We start from the raw sequence: 18,277 nt of genomic DNA, 5'->3' as shown, positions 1-18,277 counted from the left end.
GGCTTTTTTGACTACATACGCTCTGGTGCTTCTACTCCGACTAGTTTCAACGCGTTGGCGATTGTTGTGCGAGTAGCTGTGATTAATGCTAAGCGCGCTTCGGATAGTTCATTATTTTCTGGATCAAGAACTTTATTTGCATTGTAGAAACTATGGAACGATGCAGCCAGCTCTTGAATGTACGTTGTCACGCGGTGCGGTGCGCGTAAACGAGCTGCGTCGCTCACGAGTCTTGGGAAGTCCCCTAGTTTCTTCAATAACTCCAATTCTTTCTCGTCTTGCAATAATGTAAGATTGTCTGTCGATGCGTGCATATTTTGTTCTTCTGCCTGACGCAAGATTGAACAAATACGTGCATGGGCGTACTGTGCATAGTATACCGGGTTTTCATTTGACTTGGACACGGCTAGATCTAGATCGAAATCCATTTGCGCATCACCTGAACGCATCGCGAAGAAATAACGTACAGCGTCTAGGCCGACTTCTTCCACTAGCTCGCGCAACGTAACTGCTTTTCCTGTACGCTTACTCATTTTGAATTTTTCTCCATCTTTGTAGAGCTGAACCATTTGGGCCACTTCTACTTCCAATGTGTCGCGGTCGTAGCCAAGTGCTTGGATTGCCGCTTTCATCCGCGGAATATAGCCGTGATGGTCTGCTCCCCAGATGTTGATCAACTTGTCGAATCCACGGGCAAGTTTATCTTCATGGTAGGCAATATCTGGTGTTAAGTATGTGAACGAGCCGTCTTGTTTAATCAAAACACGGTCTTTGTCATCTCCAAATGTTGTCGAACGGAACCAAGTAGCTCCACCCTCCTCAAAGACATGACCGTTTTCACGCAATTTATTTAGTGCGACTTCAATTTTCCCGTTGTTGTATAACGATGTTTCAGAGAACCAGTTGTCGAAATGGACACGGAAGTTCGCCAAGTCATGTTTTAACTTGTCCAATTCGATTTGCAGGCCGTGCGCGCGGAAGAATGCGAGACGTTCTTCTTCGGTGACGTTGACATATTTATCTCCGTATTGTTCTACCAAGTTTTTACCTATCGTGATGATGTCCGACCCGCGATAACCGTCTTCCGGCATTTCCTTTTCAAGGCCAAGCGCTTCGAAATACCGAACTTCTATAGAACGAGCCAAATTATTAATTTGATTGCCAGCGTCATTAATATAATATTCACGCGACACATCGTAGCCCGCTTTATCAAGAATATTGCATAATGAATCTCCGAGTGATGCTCCGCGCGCATGTCCTAAGTGTAAGTCGCCCGTTGGATTTGCCGAAACGAACTCCACTTGAATCTTTTGATGTTGACCGCTTTCTGAACGGCCGTAGTTTTCCCCTTGCGTCAGAATAGATTTGACGACATCTGCCAAACTATCTGATTTCACCCGAATGTTCAAGAAGCCAGGTCCTGCGATTTCAATCGTCTCAATTGCTGTGTCCGTTTTATCCAAATGTTCTAAAATAGCTTCTGCAATGGCACGTGGCGGTTTTTTCGCTAGCTTCGTCAATTGCATGGCGATATTCGCTGCGTAGTCCCCGTTTTCTTTATTTTTTGGCGATTCTAATTTGATCTCCGGAAGATCTGCTCCTGCTACAAGCCCAGCCTTCTCTATTGCCTGTTTCAATGCTTCTTTAATTTCGTGTTGAATTTGTTCTACTGCATTCATTGGGATACCTCCGAGTAGGTTATTGTTAATTGATAGTTTCCTAATAGTTTGCCTTCTGCGTGCAATTCATACGCTATCGCAAATCGGCCAGGTTCGTACTGAAGATTTTTTGTGACGACTAGCATGTCCATAACTGCCGGACCATTTCCGTATGTGCCGATTCTCGAATCATCTGGTCGGAACGGTAGTCTCATTTGGACGCCGCCTTTGCGCATAATAAATGCATCTTCTGCATGCAATTTTACAGTGGTACGGACGACAGGCATGCCTTCTACCTTTTCTTCAAACAGTAAGTACGCCTGTCCCTTTTTTTCAATCACTTCTCCACTCGCCTGCATCTCATGTGTTTCTGCCGACTGACCTGGATGTTGAATAACTGAACGGAGCTGCACGTTCATTTTTGGCGCTTCCATTCGTTCACCGCCTTAGGTTAGATAGATTCACTCATTATACACTTCATCCACCGCCACTTTCAACGTTACCGTAACTAAACTTTTTATGAGTTCTCGTTTAATCCGTTTGAATCCATCCCATACTGTCAAAAGATACTGAATGAAACGGGATGTGATGCATGATGAAACGTACCGACTATATAAAATCTACGAACCAAAAGAAATGGAAGAAACTCGTTCTTTCTCTTTCTATTATGTTAATAACAGCGACTGTCACCGTAATGATTGCGTTACGGCTCTATGCCCAACTGCTAGGCGCTCCATCATTGAGTGTTCCAAAGGCATCATTGTTTTTGGATCATAACGGCCATCAAATTGGCGACCACTTTTCCCAGCAACGCCGTTATTGGATGAAGTTAGCGGATATGTCCCCATTTTTGGCAGACGCTTTCGTCGCAACAGAAGATCAGAAATTTTATTCGCATCATGGATTTGATTATAAACGGATTGCGGGGGCTGTGCTTAAAGACGTCAAGACGATGAGTAAAGCGCAAGGTGCCAGTACGATCACACAGCAATATGCGCGAAATTTATATTTGACGCACGAAAAATCATGGACACGAAAAATTCATGAAGCGTTGTTCGCCTATCGTCTGGAAGTTTTTTATGATAAAGAAACGATTTTAGAAGGTTATTTGAATACGGTGTACTTTGGGCACGGAATGTACGGGGTGGAAGCTGCCAGTCGCTTTTATTTTTCGAAAGCGGCGAAGGAGTTGACGCTTGAAGAGGCGGCTACAATTGCGGCGATTGCGAAAGGACCTTCCATTTATTCTCCATTGGCTAACCCGGAAAAGTCTAGGAATCGGCAACTGTTAGTATTGAATTTAATGGAGAAAGGTGACTTCATTACAGCATCTCAAAAGGAACGGGCCGTCGCGGAAAAAATTGTGTTGAAAACGGAAAGTTGGGAAGATACAAAACGAGTAGCACCTTATTTTCTGGATGCAGCGTGGCAACAAGCGGAAGATATTTTAGAAGCTAAAGGTCGCGTTCCGGCAGAAGGTGGATGGACGATTCGTACGACTTTGAATCAGCAACATCAAAAAACAGCTGAAGAAGTCATTCAACAATGGATGCCTGCAAACGAATTGCAAATTGGATTTGTATCGATGGCGGCGAATACAGGATTTATTACGTCTATGGTAGGCGGTGTAAACTTTGGGGACAGTTCATTTAACCGTGTGACACAAGCGAAACGCCAACCAGGTTCCGCTATGAAGCCGATTTTATATGCAGCTGCACTGGAAGACGGATTTAATCCTTTAACATTTATGACGGCAGAAAAGACGTTATTTACGTATGATGAAGGACGTTCTACGTATGAACCGAGCAATATTAATGGAGAGTTCGCAGCGAAGCCGATTTCATTGGCGCAAGCACTGGCGATTTCAGACAATATTTATGCCGTAAAGACGTTGGAAAGCGTTGGATATACACATTACACAAAAATGGCGCAGCGTCTCGGGATTGACGTGACGTTTCCCGAATCTCCCGCAGTGGCGCTCGGAACATCAGATGTGACACTTTTGGAAATGACCACTGCCTACAACCGAATTGCTTCTACGGGGTTGCAAGTAGAACCTCATATGATTTTGTCGATTACTGATTCTACTGGCAAAGTCATCTATGAACACCCGAAGAAGAAACCGAAGCAGATCTTGTCTGTCCAAGACGCTTTTGTGCTCACCCACTTAATGACAGGCATGTTTGATCCGGTATTTAGCGACTATTTATCAGCAACCGGCTTGTCTATGCGGCCGAAGCAAACTCGACCGTACGCAGCAAAATCCGGCACTACTATTTCCGATCAATATTTAATCGGCTTCACTCCAACAGTAACCGCCGGAATTTGGACAGGTTTCGATCGGGGAAAACAGTTGGAGGGCTTAGAGGACAAGGCAGTTTCTAAAAAGATTTGGATTGATTTCATGGAAGCCGTCCACGCAGGCACAGCGCCTGAACCTTTTCTCCCTCCCAAAGGAGTCCAAAGCGTCGTGGTAGATATCGAAACAGGCGGTGTTGCAGTCAATGAATGCCCGAAGCAGCGGTTAGTGTATGTGAAGGATAAAGATGTGCCGAAGAAGTTATGTACTGATCGTTCATTGAGAGAGCAGCATAGCGGGAAGGAAGAGAATTCGAAGTTAGAGTTATTTCCATTTTCATTTTTTGAGTAAGGAGGGTAGTTTGTATGAGCGCGGTGGCGTGGGCTATGAGCGCGGAGATGGGTTCTATGAGCGCAACGGCGCGGGCTATGAGCGCGGAGATGGGTTCTATGAGCGCGGTGGCGCGGGCTATGAGCGCGGAGATGGGTTCTATGAGCGCAACGGCGCGGGCTATGAGCGGAGACACTATACTCGCTACAATTGAAAAAGACCTTACTCCCCGAATCCGCGGAGGGTAAGGTCTTTTTGACTGCCGTACATGAACTGAATGAATCCGCCCGCTTGGGTTTTGTGGTTTCATCAAACAAGTCGTATGTGCGCCAGTTGTCCTAGATCACAGCAGCAAAGCTGTATGTTCAGTTTACTTCGTTTCATGCCGACATTCAACCTCAAAGAGACGACAAAATAATTTGTCACATCTTTGACTTATTTGATTGGAACCTGGCTGGAATAAATCTTTATTCTGTGCGCAAACCTTCATGCAATTCCGGTTTACTGCGTTCCCATAGTTCTGCATTATGGTTCTTTAAAAAGTCCGCTAAAATAGCTTTAGATCGGTCATCCATTATATCTACTATAATGTTGCGCTTCATTGATTTATCCATGCGGTTTACGTGATCAGCTAATATTTTGTAGCCTCGGCGCTTTTCACGGTTAACGACCATTTCGCATGCTGTGACACCTGCGTAGTATGGGCCTTCTTCGCGGTAATCAATAGTTACCCAGACGAGCCAATAAGGTTTTCCGCCCTCTGAATCTTCACGATTGGTCGTGAATTTTATGCCGCGCTCTGTATCGCTGCGGGCATGCATCGCTCCCATTTCGACTTGCGCAGTCCCTGCTTCCACATCGATGATGACAGGAGAAATGTTTTCCAGTGACAAAGATCCAATGCCAAACCCTTTATGGCCATCTGTAGGGTCATTTTTAATAATTGTAAAACCTAACTTCGGTTTCGCGTTTTGCTCATTCGCCATGTAAATCCACCTCTATCTCTGTTATTATAAGTACTATACCTGAATTTTCTGCTAAGGAGGAAGTAAAATGCCATTTGTAACTGTAAAAATGTTAGAAGGCCGCACAGATGAACAGAAACGAGCGCTTTGTGAAAAGGTCACACAAGCTGTTTCCGAAACATCAGGAGCACCAGTGGAAAGAATTAGCGTCTACATTGAAGAAATGTCAAAAGATAATTTTTCTACTAGCGGCGTTAGAGAAAGCGATAAGTAATCAAACAAAAGGATTCTCTTCGTGAGAATCCTTTTTATATGTGAATCAGAAATACTATTGCTTTAGCCTGCAGAAACTGCTTGTAACTCTTCAATGAATTCAAAAGCTTGATCCATTTCTGCTTCGCTGAAATTTAGTTTATTCTTCACGATCCGAACTTTCTCGATTTGCTCTTGCTTGTCCAACTGATCGAAAAATAGCAGAGTCGAAACTAACTCGAGGAAACGAGAGGACTTGCTGTTAAGTCGTTTGATGCAATCTGACATTTGCGTTCGCGGTTCGGCGGCGGTACTGACGAACATCGAACCTTCCTCTGTTACTTGATAGCAATATTGCTTATAGGATCCTTTATCTTCAAAACGTTCGGCTAAAAAACCCATCTCACATAGTTCTTCCACGCGTAACGTCAATTCCTCTGAATACGGCCCATACATATGAAGCTCGTACTTTTCTACGAATGGGAAGTTCATCTTTTTTAATATATACACCATTTTTTGCATTTTTTTGCGGCCATTTACTTCATTTGCCAATGAGACAAACTGTACGATTTTCGCATGCTCTTGCAGCAATTCGCGCAACCCCTTTCTTACCCTCTTAACAATTCCAAAATCTCTTCATGCAACGGATTGCCATTCACTAGACGATCTTCTGGATAATAAATTTTGTGGTCTGTTCTGCGTTTTCCTGAGATCGCATCGACAACGTCTGACATCCGGGACAGTTCACGTAAATCTCCATTTTTCATTTGAAGATAGATTGGTACACGCTCGCTTTCTTCGCCTGGACGATAGAAATCATATGGCAGATCCGATGAGGAGTCCGTTACTAAATAATACTCTGGATCAAGACCCGCTTGCTGGAATAATTTCACTAATTCACCGAACTTCATATATTGAGAGGCTGGATCGAATTCTGCATATTGGAACAGACGGCGATTGACAAAACGATCACATAAATCTGCGAGAATCTCATCTTCTTCTTCCATCCACAGCTGGAAATACATCAGCAATACACTTTCATCGAGCGCTATATATTGTTTCAGCTGAAACTCTTTTTTGAAAAATGATACGAAATGATGTGGCTCTTGTGCAAATGTATAGCCCGTTTCGTATAAGTGTCTAGCCCGATGCAAAATTTTAATTAAAATAACTTCCGCACTGCGAGATACGGGATGGAAATACACTTGCCAATACATTTGGTACCGGCTCATGATGTAGTCCTCGACTGCGTGCATGCCGCTGTCTTTTATAACGACTTGATCTTCCGTCGGTCGCATGACACGTAAAATGCGTTCCATATCGAAATGACCGTACGAAACGCCCGTGTAATACGCATCACGTTGTAAATAATCCATCCGATCTGCATCGATTTGGCTGGAAATCAAACTCACGACTAGTTTGTCAGGATATGTTTTCGCAATAACATCAGCGACTTTTTGCGGGAAATCCGGAGCTACTCTACTCAACACTTCGTGGACCTCTGTTTGTTCCAATAAAATCTGCTGGGTGAATTGCTCGTGATCTAAATTGAATACTTTTTCGAATGCGTGAGAAAACGGACCATGTCCTAAGTCGTGCAAAAGTGCTGCACATAATGTGACTAGCCTTTGTTCTTCATCCCATTCGGCCCGGCTACTAAAACCTGTATCGATAATTCGGCGAACAATTTCGTATACCCCTAGAGAGTGCTGGAAACGGCTATGTTCTGCTCCATGGAAGACGAGATACGTCGTGCCGAGTTGACGGATTCTGCGTAATCGTTGGAACTCACGCGTATTGATGACGTCCCATATGACACGATCCCGGACGTGTATGTAACGATGCACTGGATCTTTAAATACTTTCTCTTCAGGTAGTTTTTCGTTTTGGTACGCCATGCTTTCACCTCAACCTTCATTCGTTCCAGTATACCAAAAATCGACGCAACGTGACATAGACTCTATGACGGATTTTCGGCTGGTTCATAAAAATCACCACAACACTAGCGCTACATACCAGTCTCGCAGGCACTTCTGCCGGTGAGGATAAATAGAATTTTAGCAGTCTCTGAATAAAAGTTTTACGAACTGTCCATAATGGCAGTAGAAAGAGAGTACAAGACAGGAGGCATGGAGATGGTGAAAGTTAGACAAGACGCATGGTTGGAACAAGATGATCAGTTATTGGCAGACACGGTATTACGGCATGTGAGGGAAGGTAGTACGCAGTTAAGTGCATTCGAGGAAGTAGGTGACGCTTTAAATCGAACAGCTGCTGCTTGTGGATTTCGGTGGAATGCTGTGGTGCGGCAAGAATACGAGGGAGAGTTGTCAGAAGCAAAGAAAGAGAGAAAGCAGACATTACGCGTACTGGGGACTGATTTTAAAAGACGCAATCAGGCGCTGTACAGTGCAGATGCTAGCGGAGACGGACAGGAAAAGATCCAAGTTCCTCTATCTGCATTATCTCTGGATACAGTGATCGCATATTTAATCCGCATGCATCATAACGGCGGTGCAGATACGGATGCACTTCGTTGGAGACAGACTGCGAAAACCGCTACAGAACAACTAAAAACATTGGAAGCCGAATTGGAAGAGTTGAAAAAAGAGAATCGTACATTAAAAGATGACTATGAACAATTCGTGCAAATTATGAACCGCGCCCGTAGACTCATTGCTCTTAACGAAGAAAGTGAGCACGTAGCACCCGTCTTTAAGATGGAGCCCAATGGTAATCTAGTATCATCAAAAGAGCCGCCAATCAGTCATTGATTGGCAGCTCTTTTTTTATGATAACATTTTCTGATTGCGCTCGACGACACGTCGCAAATAAAAGCCGTAAAGTTCTAATTCCTCATCAGTTAACCCATCTTGCCGCACATCATCTGTTAACGACCGCAATAGCAGTTGCAAGCGAATGATCACTTCATTGACAGTTAATGGTGTGCCTAAAACTTCGGATAATGAAGCCATTACTTCAGGCTGAATGACAGGATAGCTGAATTTCGTCGGCTGTCCCTGCAAGCCAGTTTCGTAAACGTCACGGATTCGTTCAGCACGCTCAGCTCCACTGCCTTCAATGCAGAGGTATACTTGCACCGCTACTCCTTGCCGTAATCGACGCTGAGAAATACCCGCAAATTTCTTGCCTGCCACACTTAAATCATACGAACCCGGACAATAGGATCCGACAATTTCATAGGCTTCAATCTGTTCACCCAACTCTGGAAATAATAGCTTCACGAACGATACCATTGCTTCATAACCTACGGGAATATCAATTGACGACTTTTGCTCAGTAAAGAGTAGGGAAATATTCAGCACTCCTTCGTCGAGTACAACTGCCAGACCACCAGAGTTGCGCACAATTGCCTGATAGCCTTTACGTTCAATCTCTTCGATCGCTTGCCCTATAAAAGGCATCCGGTGATCTTGAATGCCGAGGACGATCGTGCGATTATGCACCCACGTTCTGACGACAGGCACACTTTTTTGCTGGCCGACTAATTGGCATAGCGTATCATCCATCGCAAATGACTCTAGCGCAGATCGACTGCGTGCCGTAATGGATTCATCGATAAAACGCCAGGCCGGTTGATATAATAAATTTTTATCTTGTGACATGTCTAGCTCTCCCATTAGTGTTCATGATGTAGATGCTAAGCTAGTATATCAGTTTTAATAGCAAGCTGTTATAAACTTTGAGCTGCTGTAATAAGAGACAGTTTATACACGTCTTCCGCAGAACATCCGCGAGACAAGTCATTGACCGGTCCATTCAAGCCTTGCAAGATGGGTCCGATTGCTTCGTAGCCGCCTAGACGTTCTGTTAGTTTGTAGCCGATGTTTCCTGCATCCAATGTAGGGAAAATGAAGACATTTGCGTCTCCTTTAATAACGGATTCAGGTGCCTTTTTCGCTGCTACGCTTGGAACGTACGCTGCATCGAACTGGAATTCACCATCGATTGAAAGCTCAGGCGCTAGTTCTTGTGCGATTTTCGCTGCTTCTACTACTTTTTCTGTCTCTTCTGTTACCGCAGACCCTTTTGTAGAGAATGAAAGCATGGCTACACGCGGATCGATACCGAATGCTGTAGCTGTTTTCGTGCTCTCTACCGCAATCTCAGCCAACTCTTTAGCTGTAGGATTGACTGTAATTGCACAATCCGCAAAAATTAAACGCTCTTCACCTTTCATCATGATGAATGCGCCGCTCGTTCTTGAAATGCCTGGCTTCGTTTTAATAATCTGTAATGCAGGACGTACTGTATCCGCTGTGGAGTGGGCTGCTCCGCTCACTAGCCCATCAACGCGTCCTGTGTAGATCATCATCGTACCGAAGTAGTTCACATCTTTCACTTGCTCGCGCGCTTGCTCGATTGTCGCCTTGCCCGCACGACGCTCTACAAACTTTTCAGCCAACTCATCAAAATAGGAAGCGCTTGCAGGATCGATCAACTCAATCTCAGAAATATCGAAACCGCCCTCTTCTGCTGCTTTTTTGACAGCCGCTTCATTCCCCAATAAAACCGGTGTCACAATGCCTTCTTGTTTCAAGTGTACAGCTGCTTCGAGAATGCGTACGTCTTCTCCTTCAGGTAATACGATTGTTTTCCCCTTACCTTCTAGTGCTGCTCGGATTCCATCAAAAAGATCTGCCATGTGTAATTCCCACCCTTTGTTAGTTTTTCCTATTCATCATACCTGAAATCATTACATAATTCACTAGGAATTTCTAAAATTTCTGATACCTTTTCCTTAGTTGCACAAATTTGTCATAGCCGACAAGTGCGTTACCTTTATGCTTACCGTCTAAAGTCGGTTTGTGATACACTGAAAAAAGAACGTATTTTGATTTAAAAGGAGACTGAATTCAAGTGAATGAAGCAGCTATTACATTAGACGGTTGGTATGTACTTCACGATTTTAGAACGATGGACTGGGCTTCTTGGAAATTAATCTCGAAAGAAGAACGTCAAGCAGCAGTGAACGAATTTTTGCAGTTTTTAGAGCGCCTGAATGAAGCCGACGAAGCGAAAACAGGCAGTCATGCTTTTTATACAGTTGTTGGGCAAAAGGCAGATTTCATGCTAATGACATTACGACCAACGATGGACGAGCTACAGCAACTAGAAGCAGAGTTCAATAAACTAACGATTGCGGATTACACGATTCCTGCGTACTCTTACGTTTCCGTTGTTGAGCTTTCTAACTATTTAGCGGGTGAATCTGACGAAGATCCGTATCAAAATCCATATGTCCGCGGACGTTTGTACCCTGAACTGCCACGTAGTCAATATGTTTGTTTCTATCCAATGGACAAAAAGCGTGAAGGCGAAGATAACTGGTATATGCTAGATATGGATGATCGCAAGAGTTTAATGCGCAGTCACGGTATGATTGGTCGCGGTTACGCTGGAAAAGTGAAGCAAATCATTTCGGGTTCTGTCGGTTTTGATGATTATGAGTGGGGTGTGACATTGTTCTCGGATGACGTGTTGCAGTTTAAGAAACTTGTCTACGAAATGCGTTTTGATGAAGTGAGTGCACGTTACGGCGTGTTCGGTTCTTTCTTCATCGGTACCATTTTAGAAGGCGACAAGCGCGCTTCATTCTTTGAAGTGTAATACGTTTTTCACACGTGCTTGTTGATTGTTCGAAGTGGAGTAAGTGATCTCTCCAGTGTGGTGCAGAAAAGTAGTGTACGTGTAGGATTCTCCCTACAGAACCGGACGCTTTCCTGAGGGGGCGCGGCGGACTCGCCAAAAGTGCGTTGGCGATTACGCCTGTCACCCTGATCCTCCAGGAGTCGCCGGTTCTTCCGGGAGAATCCTTGACTTTGTGTTGGGAAGACAGTTGGGGTTCGTCCAAAATTTAGAATGGAGTAAGTGACTTCTCCAGTGCGGTGCAGAAAAATAGTGTACGTGCTAGGATTCTCCCTACAGAACCGGACGCTTTCCTGAGGGGGCGCGGCGGACTCGCCAAAAGTGCGTTGGCGATTACGCCTGTCACCCTGATCCTCCAGGAGTCACCGGTTCTTCCGGGAGAATCCTTGAGTTTGTGTCGGGAAGTTAGTTAGTGTTCGTCCAGAAATAGAGTATGGTAAGTTACGCTTCCTGAACAGTGTGGGTGAAGATACGGATCGCCTGACTGAATACATATAAAGTCATACTTTTTTTCTCAATTCAACGAAACTGTCATAGTGGCTAACCACACTTCACCGTTATCTAACTTCAAAAGCGATCACATCATATTAGACAGATCTACTTGGTTTTCACTACCTACAAAGAGCTATCAAACTGTCTTACATACACAAAGTTCGGCTTGGAGCTTACAGACGATCGACTCCCAGGAGGATTAAGGAAAGCCGTAGCGAAGGACGGCTTTTGCGAGTGAAGCGCAAGCCGTATGATACTCTAAGTCAGCGTCACTCTATTCAACGTTCTACTTTCATGGACGAACACTAATTTCGTTTAAACCGCAAAACATTCCAAGTCAACGCTTAACGTACTTCCCTCGCCTTCGGAAATAGTTATCATACCAACTCCATCACATACATAGAATAGCCACAAGGGGGTTTTACATCGGCTGAACTTTGCTTCCGAACGAAACTACCCAACTACCTAACCACTCTAGAAAGGATGTTGAAATGGTTCAATATTATTATCCAGGCTATGGCCAGCAACAAATGGTTACACCGCAAGGAGCATTTACCGGTGCCACACCGACTACCCCTCCGTTCAGAGAGCAATCGTACATTGAAAATATTTTACGCTTAAACAGAGGCAAGCCAGGCATTTTCCATTTTTCATTTGAGCATGCGATTGAAGCAGGTAAGAATACAAAGTCGGTAGCGGGCATGGTAGAAGCTGCAGGACGGGATCACGTAATTTTAAGTGAAGCAAAAACAGGTCGTCGTTTCCTTTTCCCGATGATTTACTTCGATTACGCGGAGTTCAATGAAGAGTTGAGTTACTTCGATCAGCAACCATAATCGTAAAAAACCGTTCACGTAATTGTGAACGGTTTTTCATGCGTCATTTATTGAGCAAATTTAAGAGTTGCGATAATTAACAGAATCCAACCCGCAATAAACGCGACGCCACCGATAGGAGTAATCGCTCCTAATATCCCGACACCTGATAGGCTGAGTGCATATAAACTGCCGGAGAAAACGATGATTCCGATAAGTAGTAAATATCCCGACCACGACAATTGCGCAGAAGGACCAAGTAAAGAGCTGCTCATTAAAATTCCTATAGCCAACAAACCGATCGCATGGAACATCTGGTATTGCACAGCAGTCTCCCAAATGGCTAAATAGTGTTCGGATAAGCGATCTTTCAACGCATGTGCACCAAACGCACCGCATCCAACAGCAATCGCTGCATTAATCGCACCCGCAATAATAAAAAACGGCATGACAATTCCTTCTTTCTACCAAATACATAGTATCTTTCAGTTTATCATACAGAGCGACTGTAAACTAAGTGATTTTCGAACGCTTTGTGGCGCTTAAAAGTCAAATAGAGATTCTCCATTCGCATCTGCTTCTTGCAACGGCCGTTCGCCAAACGTCATAGGGGTCGGTGCGGACGCTTGAGGCGAACTGAGTTGAATCGGCACGGGCTGACTTGGTGCTTCTTCACTCAACAGCACATTGCATAACGAACGAACAGCTGCAATCGCCTCTCTTCGTGACTGTTCATTTCTCGTTTGTTTTGCATGATGTAGTTGTTGCTCGATTTCCAATAATACTTGATCGGATGAAATCATCGCAATCTCACTCCTTTTTTCGGTTCAAACTTCATACATTCCATCCCCGAAGACTGCTTCACTACGACGGACGGCAACATTTTTGTTTTAAAACCATACGCCTTACACCCTCTTGGATTTTGAGGTTCCCATGTCGTGAAAAAGTATATGCATTCAAAGCAATTGACTGCCATTTCTACACTTCCTTTCTATCCGCTACACTACTAGACCAATCTATCGGCTGTTTGCCCCACTCTCGCAAATACGCATTTGTTTTCGAAAATGGACGACTGCCAAAGAAGCCGCGTGATGCGCTGAATGGACTCGGATGCGGTGATTCTATAATTGCATGTCTTCTCCGATTAATCAAAGCCGCCTTTTCTTGGGCATGCCTTCCCCACAAAATGAAAACAATCGGTTCCCTGCGTACAGACAGTTTACGTATTACTTCATCTGTAAACAATTCCCAGCCTTTGCCCCGATGTGAAGCCGCTGCTCCTTCACGCACAGTTAATACGGTATTTAGTAATAATACACCTTGTTTCGCCCATCCTGTCAAGGTTCCACTTTCAGGAATCGGAACATGGAGATCATCTGCCATCTCTTTAAATATATTGCGCAAACTCGGCGGTGTTTTGACATTCGACTGTACAGAGAAACTCAATCCATGCGCTTGATTGGGGCCGTGATATGGATCCTGTCCGAGAATGACTACTTTAACTTCATGGTACGGTGTTAGCTCGAAGGCAGTCCACATATTTGTCATTTGTGGATAGATTTCATGCGTAGCGTATTCAGATTGTAAAAACTTGCGTAATGTTTGGTAATACGGCTTGCTAAACTCCTTCGCCAGTACTGTGTCCCAATCATTATGGAATTGTGGATTCATCTGTTTCACTCCTTGAATTCAATTTCTACTGTGTACCCCGCAAATGAAAACATATCTTGTAGCGTCTTCACTGCATTGCGTTCAGCTGACTGAAGCACCCCTTGCGCCGATGCTTCTTCTATAATTAATGCTTTTGCTTCATTCGCCAGTTCATATGCTTCTTGTATATCCGCTTTTCCGCGAAATAATCCTTTGATCGAGTACACTTCCACTTGATCGAAATATATTTCAGCTCCACCGAAAAACTGCGCTGTCGGAAGCATTAAGTGAATATGCTTACTGGACTCCTCTATTTTCATATCCTCTTCCTTCAGTCCCCCAAGATCAACCCCTGCTTTGACAGAGCCCGGAATGACAACTAATACATTTCGCTTTGTCCCCGGAAAATTCACCCCAATGCTTTGGCCGAACAGTTCATTGTCCGTCCTCTCCACAAGTACTTTCGTATACGCTTGTGCCGTTGTCAGTTCCTGCAGCTCTTGCACACGCTCGATGAACGCTCCTTTTTGCTCCGCGTATGTGGAACCGAGCTTCATTAGATGAAAACCGATAATCGGAAGGATAATAAGAGCAACTGCTAGTAATAAAATAACAAGAATATACGTTTTTTTCCAAGAAGACCATAACGTGAAAGCAAGGTGGAGAAGACCAGGTTTACGTTTACTCATACGTCACATCCTTTCTTTCTAGAAGTGCAGGGAGTGACACGTACTCTTTCTATCTGTACGTTCAACAGCCCATTAGGTTTCGCCTTCCCTTGTAAAAATACTCGACATCATTGATTTGTATTTCACCGATTTGTGATATAAAATAAATTACAAGAAAATTTGGCAAGTGAAGGGGACGTTTTGTAATGGAATTGAAGAAGACTTTAACGATTGCAGGATCTGATACGTCAGGCGGGGCTGGAATTCAAGCAGATTTAAAGACGTTTCAAGAGCATGGCACGTATGGCATGACTGCTATTACAGTCGTTGTTACGATGGATCCTGATAACAACTGGGCGCATAATGTGTATTCGTTGCCTATTGATGTAGTAAAAGCTCAAGTGAAAACGGCTTTGTCTACGGGAATTGATGCGATTAAAACGGGGATGCTAAGTACGGAAGAAATCATTCGTACTGCCGGTGAAGCTATCGATGAGTCTGGTTTAGATCATGTAGTCATCGACCCTGTCATGGTATGTAAAGGCGAAGATGAAGTGCTCAACCCCGGAAATACAGATGCGATGATTCGTTATTTAGTACCGAAAGCGGAAATCGTCACTCCAAATTTATTTGAAGCCGGTCAATTGGCAAGTATGAAAACACCAAAAACGATCGATGAAATGAAGCAAGCCGCGCAGAAAATCCATGCTCTCGGCTCTCGTAATGTAGTGATTAAAGGCGGGAAGCAACTGGATCACCCCGCTGCCGTGGATTTATTTTATGACGGCGAGACGTTCACTTTATTGGAAGCCGAAAAAGCAGATACACATTATAATCACGGTGCCGGCTGTACGTTTGCAGCCGCCATTACCGCAAATTTGGCGAATGGCATGCAGATTAAAGATGCTGTGGTGGAAGCGAAACAATTTGTCACCTCCGCCATTACCCACGGCTGGAAACTCAATGACTACGTGGGACCGGTCATGCATGGAGCAAAAAGTCAATTCGATACACCGCAAGTAAAGATAACAGAAGTGTAATTTCCGACCGTACGCAAGAAGCCAGGAATCTTTTTCTGGCTTTTTCCGCGAGCCATCCAATCGCATTCATACGGGACTTTCTATATACTACTATTATATGAGGAGGATGAATATGCAAACCGTTGAAGTGAATCATTTACAGGAGATACTGGACTCCTTTGCCAATAAAGATGTGTACATACATTTAGAAACGACGAATGGATCGTATGCTTCTCATTTTCAAGAAGGCTTTTTCAATGCGGGTGCGTTTATCCGCAACATTATCATTCGCTATGAACTTGGAAAAGTTACAGGTGACTCCCCTCATCGCATCGGACTAAAACTGCCTAGTGGCTGGATTTATGCGCAAGGTATTACGCATTACACATTGGACGAGCATCAGCGTCTGTTAATGGCGGGCCTTGGTCCAGACGGCAAACTTGCAGTCGCGCTGGAAATTAGCGAAACACCATTCGCTTACTAATGAAGGGAGCTTTTCATATGATACAAAAAGAACGACACGTATTGGTTGTTTACCCACATCCCGACGATGAATCTTTCGGTTTGGCGGGAACAATCTCAAAATATATTGAAATGGACGTCCCGGTTACTTACGCCTGTTTAACTCTTGGAGAAATGGGACGGAATCTAGGAAATCCGCCATTCGCCAATAGGGAAACGTTGCCACAAATACGCAAGCAGGAATTATTGGACGCTTGTGATGCAATGGGTTTAACAGATTTACGAATGATGGGCTTACGCGATAAAACGATCGAATTTGAAGATCCAGAAAAATTGATTCAACTAATGACAGATTTGATTGATGAACTAAACCCTTCTCTCGTCATTACGTTTCATCCAACACTTGCTGTACACCCTGACCACAATGCAACGGGTGCCGCAGTATTAGCAGCTGTTCAACGAATTCCTGCAGATGAACGGCCTGTCGTCTACGTAGTTGCGTTTGATAACAATACAGTGAATGTGCTTGGTAAACCACATGTCGTGCATAACGTGGCGGACATGGCAGATAAAAAGATTGCAGCACTGCGCGCACACGCTTCACAGACTATTTGGATGTTGCCTGACATGGAGAAACGCTGGGCCGCGAAAGATCAGGAGGCATTGGATTGGCTTCATTATGAGTCATTCTATATTCATTCATTTGATTGATTGAAAGTTCATAGGAAGGAAGAAGAAGTGCTGAGGCAATTGATGTTCTCAGCACTTTTTGTTGTGGGTTTGTGGTTGGTGTGGGCGCTGGGACTTAGACTATGAGCGGAAACTGGTGTTCTATGAGCGGTTCTCGACGTTCTATGAGCGCGCGGACACTCCTCAATTCATTGTTTTAATCAACGCATACAAATCTTGTAGCTTCTTTTCAAAGGCTTCGATATTTAGTGCGCGATCTAGTTGAACACGGACGTTGTGTTGGGATTTCATTGCGACTTGCATATGATTTCCAGCGGTAGTGATAGTTTTTTGGTATCTTTGGCGGATGTCGTCTATTTGCTGTTCGAGTAATTCATTTTCTGCGCAGAGGGGGACGATATCGACCAGTTCGTCGCGCGGGCTTTCGGCATCATAGGCGTGGGGTTTGGTTGCGTCAAATAATCCTATCGACAGTTCAGGAAAGAGCACTAAATCTATACTGGACGGATCCAAGCCACACCAGCCGTACAAGACATCGATCCCCCTGTTTTCTGCTTCTTTTCCGAGCGCGCGCATCATCGTGGACTTCCCTGTGCCTGGTAATCCTTTAATCAGCAATCTTCGCTTCAATCGCTTCGTAATAGAAGGAATGAAGTCGTGTGCGCTGCCGGCGGATAAGGAGCCGATGATTCTATGAGCTGTATTCGCTTGCTTGGCTAATTCGATTGTCCCGAAAATAGTCGCTTTAAGCTCTTCTGTCATCGCACTGTGCCTCTCCCAATCCATACGCTGAATATTTACTGCTTCCCACTCGTCATGAATAACTTTCGCTTTCGCTAATGCAACCATCGACTTTTCAAAACATACTTTTCCCACTTTTACTAACTGACTCACTTCGTCTGTTTGATCGAACAGTTGCTCCTGATGATACACGTCGTAAAAACAAAAGACTTGATGACGTCCTCCTACGTCCGTTGGTTCAAATGAAATGGGATGAGATGCCTGCAAAATAAATAAACTTAATTCTTTCACAAAGACTGCATCTGTCTTATCTACATATCCCGGATTCATGAAGCGATCTACGTTGTGTCCTTTTTTGACAAAGTATAAGGCCATATCGTTCAATACTTGAGATAACGCATGGGTGGGTAAGCACTTTAAAAAGATCACCTTCCTTGATCCTTCAAGTAATTCATCGTACTTATGCATAATTCCTTTTCCTGTATAAGCAGTTCCCATGTATTCCGTCATGTGTCCGTATATGCCAATCATCCTTTCTTTCATCATTGCATTCTATGTATGCACAA

Annotated in this window: 22 protein-coding genes; 9 read left to right on the top strand and 13 right to left on the bottom strand. The window is 44.2% G+C overall.

Annotation, left to right across the window (positions count from 1 at the left end; translation table 11 throughout):
• Window positions 1-11 precede the first annotated feature (11 nt).
• Both argS and DV702_RS15920 read right to left on the bottom strand, forming a co-directional pair.
• Entirely contained in the window at window positions 12-1,679 is a 1,668-nt protein-coding gene (gene argS / locus DV702_RS15925; protein WP_114925641.1) for an arginine--tRNA ligase, read from the bottom strand.
• Complete coding sequence (locus tag DV702_RS15920) at window positions 1,676-2,092, bottom strand: YwiB family protein (protein ID WP_114925640.1); 417 nt, start codon at window positions 2,090-2,092, stop codon at window positions 1,676-1,678. The genes argS and DV702_RS15920 overlap by 4 nt, the downstream gene beginning before the upstream one ends.
• 161 nt (window positions 2,093-2,253) lie before the next feature.
• Between DV702_RS15920 and DV702_RS15915 the strand changes: the two genes are divergently transcribed.
• Both DV702_RS15915 and DV702_RS15910 read left to right on the top strand, forming a co-directional pair.
• Complete coding sequence (locus tag DV702_RS15915) at window positions 2,254-4,308, top strand: transglycosylase domain-containing protein (protein WP_114925968.1); 2,055 nt, start codon at window positions 2,254-2,256, stop codon at window positions 4,306-4,308.
• Between the two features lie 14 nt (window positions 4,309-4,322).
• Window positions 4,323-4,535 (top strand): hypothetical protein, encoded by a 213-nt coding sequence (locus tag DV702_RS15910; RefSeq protein WP_114925639.1) that lies wholly within the window; start codon window positions 4,323-4,325, stop codon window positions 4,533-4,535.
• Between the two features lie 219 nt (window positions 4,536-4,754).
• On the opposite strand, the gene DV702_RS15905 is transcribed toward DV702_RS15910, so the two are convergent.
• On the bottom strand, window positions 4,755-5,273 hold the full coding sequence (locus DV702_RS15905) for a YwhD family protein (protein ID WP_114925638.1): 519 nt from the start codon (window positions 5,271-5,273) through the stop codon (window positions 4,755-4,757).
• Window positions 5,274-5,340: 67 nt separating this feature from the next.
• On the opposite strand from DV702_RS15905, the gene DV702_RS15900 reads away from it, so the two are divergent.
• Complete coding sequence (locus tag DV702_RS15900) at window positions 5,341-5,526, top strand: 2-hydroxymuconate tautomerase (protein WP_114925637.1); 186 nt, start codon at window positions 5,341-5,343, stop codon at window positions 5,524-5,526.
• Between the two features lie 62 nt (window positions 5,527-5,588).
• Here the strand turns inward: DV702_RS15900 and DV702_RS15895 are convergent, their stop codons facing one another.
• Both DV702_RS15895 and DV702_RS15890 read right to left on the bottom strand, forming a co-directional pair.
• A complete protein-coding gene (locus tag DV702_RS15895) occupies window positions 5,589-6,095 on the bottom strand; it encodes a YwgA family protein (protein WP_114925967.1) in 507 nt (168 codons plus the stop codon).
• Window positions 6,096-6,112: 17 nt separating this feature from the next.
• Window positions 6,113-7,402: an HD domain-containing protein gene (locus DV702_RS15890; RefSeq protein WP_114925636.1), complete on the bottom strand. Its 1,290-nt coding sequence runs from the start codon at window positions 7,400-7,402 to the stop codon at window positions 6,113-6,115.
• A 237-nt stretch (window positions 7,403-7,639) separates the two neighbouring features.
• On the opposite strand from DV702_RS15890, the gene DV702_RS15885 reads away from it, so the two are divergent.
• Complete coding sequence (locus DV702_RS15885) at window positions 7,640-8,278, top strand: RsfA family transcriptional regulator (protein ID WP_114925635.1); 639 nt, start codon at window positions 7,640-7,642, stop codon at window positions 8,276-8,278.
• 15 nt (window positions 8,279-8,293) lie between these two features.
• Here the strand turns inward: DV702_RS15885 and DV702_RS15880 are convergent, their stop codons facing one another.
• Together DV702_RS15880 and pta are read right to left on the bottom strand one after the other, a co-directional pair.
• A complete protein-coding gene (locus DV702_RS15880; RefSeq protein ID WP_240315647.1) occupies window positions 8,294-9,130 on the bottom strand; it encodes an octanoyl-[GcvH]:protein N-octanoyltransferase in 837 nt (278 codons plus the stop codon).
• 68 nt (window positions 9,131-9,198) lie between these two features.
• Window positions 9,199-10,170: a phosphate acetyltransferase gene (pta, locus tag DV702_RS15875; RefSeq protein WP_114925633.1), complete on the bottom strand. Its 972-nt coding sequence runs from the start codon at window positions 10,168-10,170 to the stop codon at window positions 9,199-9,201.
• A 215-nt stretch (window positions 10,171-10,385) separates the two neighbouring features.
• Here pta and hemQ point away from each other — a divergent pair, with 215 nt between their 5' ends.
• Together hemQ and DV702_RS15865 are read left to right on the top strand one after the other, a co-directional pair.
• On the top strand, window positions 10,386-11,135 hold the full coding sequence (hemQ, locus tag DV702_RS15870; protein ID WP_114925632.1) for a hydrogen peroxide-dependent heme synthase: 750 nt from the start codon (window positions 10,386-10,388) through the stop codon (window positions 11,133-11,135).
• A gap of 1,022 nt (window positions 11,136-12,157) precedes the next feature.
• Entirely contained in the window at window positions 12,158-12,502 is a 345-nt protein-coding gene (locus tag DV702_RS15865) for a spore coat protein GerQ (RefSeq protein ID WP_114925631.1), read from the top strand.
• A gap of 47 nt (window positions 12,503-12,549) precedes the next feature.
• On the opposite strand, the gene DV702_RS15860 is transcribed toward DV702_RS15865, so the two are convergent.
• The 5 genes from DV702_RS15860 to DV702_RS15840 form a co-directional block, all read right to left on the bottom strand.
• Window positions 12,550-12,930 (bottom strand): DUF423 domain-containing protein, encoded by a 381-nt coding sequence (locus tag DV702_RS15860; protein ID WP_114925630.1) that lies wholly within the window; start codon window positions 12,928-12,930, stop codon window positions 12,550-12,552.
• Window positions 12,931-13,023: 93 nt separating this feature from the next.
• Window positions 13,024-13,284, bottom strand: a complete 261-nt coding sequence (locus DV702_RS15855) for a YwdI family protein (RefSeq protein ID WP_114925629.1) — start codon at window positions 13,282-13,284, stop codon at window positions 13,024-13,026.
• Window positions 13,281-13,457 carry a uracil-DNA glycosylase gene (locus DV702_RS17170; RefSeq protein WP_114925628.1) on the bottom strand — a complete coding sequence of 59 codons (177 nt, stop codon included), beginning with the start codon at window positions 13,455-13,457 and terminating at the stop codon, window positions 13,281-13,283. Before DV702_RS17170 ends, DV702_RS15855 begins: the two co-directional genes overlap by 4 nt.
• Before the next feature lie 2 nt (window positions 13,458-13,459).
• Complete coding sequence (locus tag DV702_RS15845) at window positions 13,460-14,152, bottom strand: uracil-DNA glycosylase (RefSeq protein WP_114925627.1); 693 nt, start codon at window positions 14,150-14,152, stop codon at window positions 13,460-13,462.
• Between the two features lie 5 nt (window positions 14,153-14,157).
• A complete protein-coding gene (locus DV702_RS15840) occupies window positions 14,158-14,820 on the bottom strand; it encodes a DUF4230 domain-containing protein (protein ID WP_114925626.1) in 663 nt (220 codons plus the stop codon).
• Window positions 14,821-15,005: 185 nt separating this feature from the next.
• Between DV702_RS15840 and thiD the strand changes: the two genes are divergently transcribed.
• From thiD to bshB2, 3 genes are all read left to right on the top strand, one after another.
• Entirely contained in the window at window positions 15,006-15,839 is an 834-nt protein-coding gene (thiD, locus tag DV702_RS15835) for a bifunctional hydroxymethylpyrimidine kinase/phosphomethylpyrimidine kinase (RefSeq protein ID WP_114925625.1), read from the top strand.
• Between the two features lie 112 nt (window positions 15,840-15,951).
• Window positions 15,952-16,302, top strand: coding sequence for a YojF family protein (locus DV702_RS15830; protein WP_114925624.1), 351 nt, complete (start codon window positions 15,952-15,954; stop codon window positions 16,300-16,302).
• A gap of 17 nt (window positions 16,303-16,319) precedes the next feature.
• The gene (bshB2, locus tag DV702_RS15825; RefSeq protein ID WP_114925623.1) at window positions 16,320-16,991 is read left to right on the top strand and encodes a bacillithiol biosynthesis deacetylase BshB2; all 672 of its coding nucleotides are present in this window, start codon (window positions 16,320-16,322) and stop codon (window positions 16,989-16,991) included.
• Between the two features lie 162 nt (window positions 16,992-17,153).
• Here bshB2 and DV702_RS15820 read toward each other — a convergent pair whose 3' ends face one another.
• The gene (locus DV702_RS15820; protein WP_162805842.1) at window positions 17,154-18,242 is read right to left on the bottom strand and encodes a hypothetical protein; all 1,089 of its coding nucleotides are present in this window, start codon (window positions 18,240-18,242) and stop codon (window positions 17,154-17,156) included.
• Between the last annotated feature and the right edge of the window lie 35 nt (window positions 18,243-18,277).

Origin of the sequence: Sporosarcina sp. PTS2304, from assembly GCF_003351785.1 — a bacterium.
Lineage (GTDB): Bacteria > Bacillota > Bacilli > Bacillales_A > Planococcaceae > Sporosarcina.
This window is presented reverse-complemented; position numbering and strand designations above follow the sequence as displayed.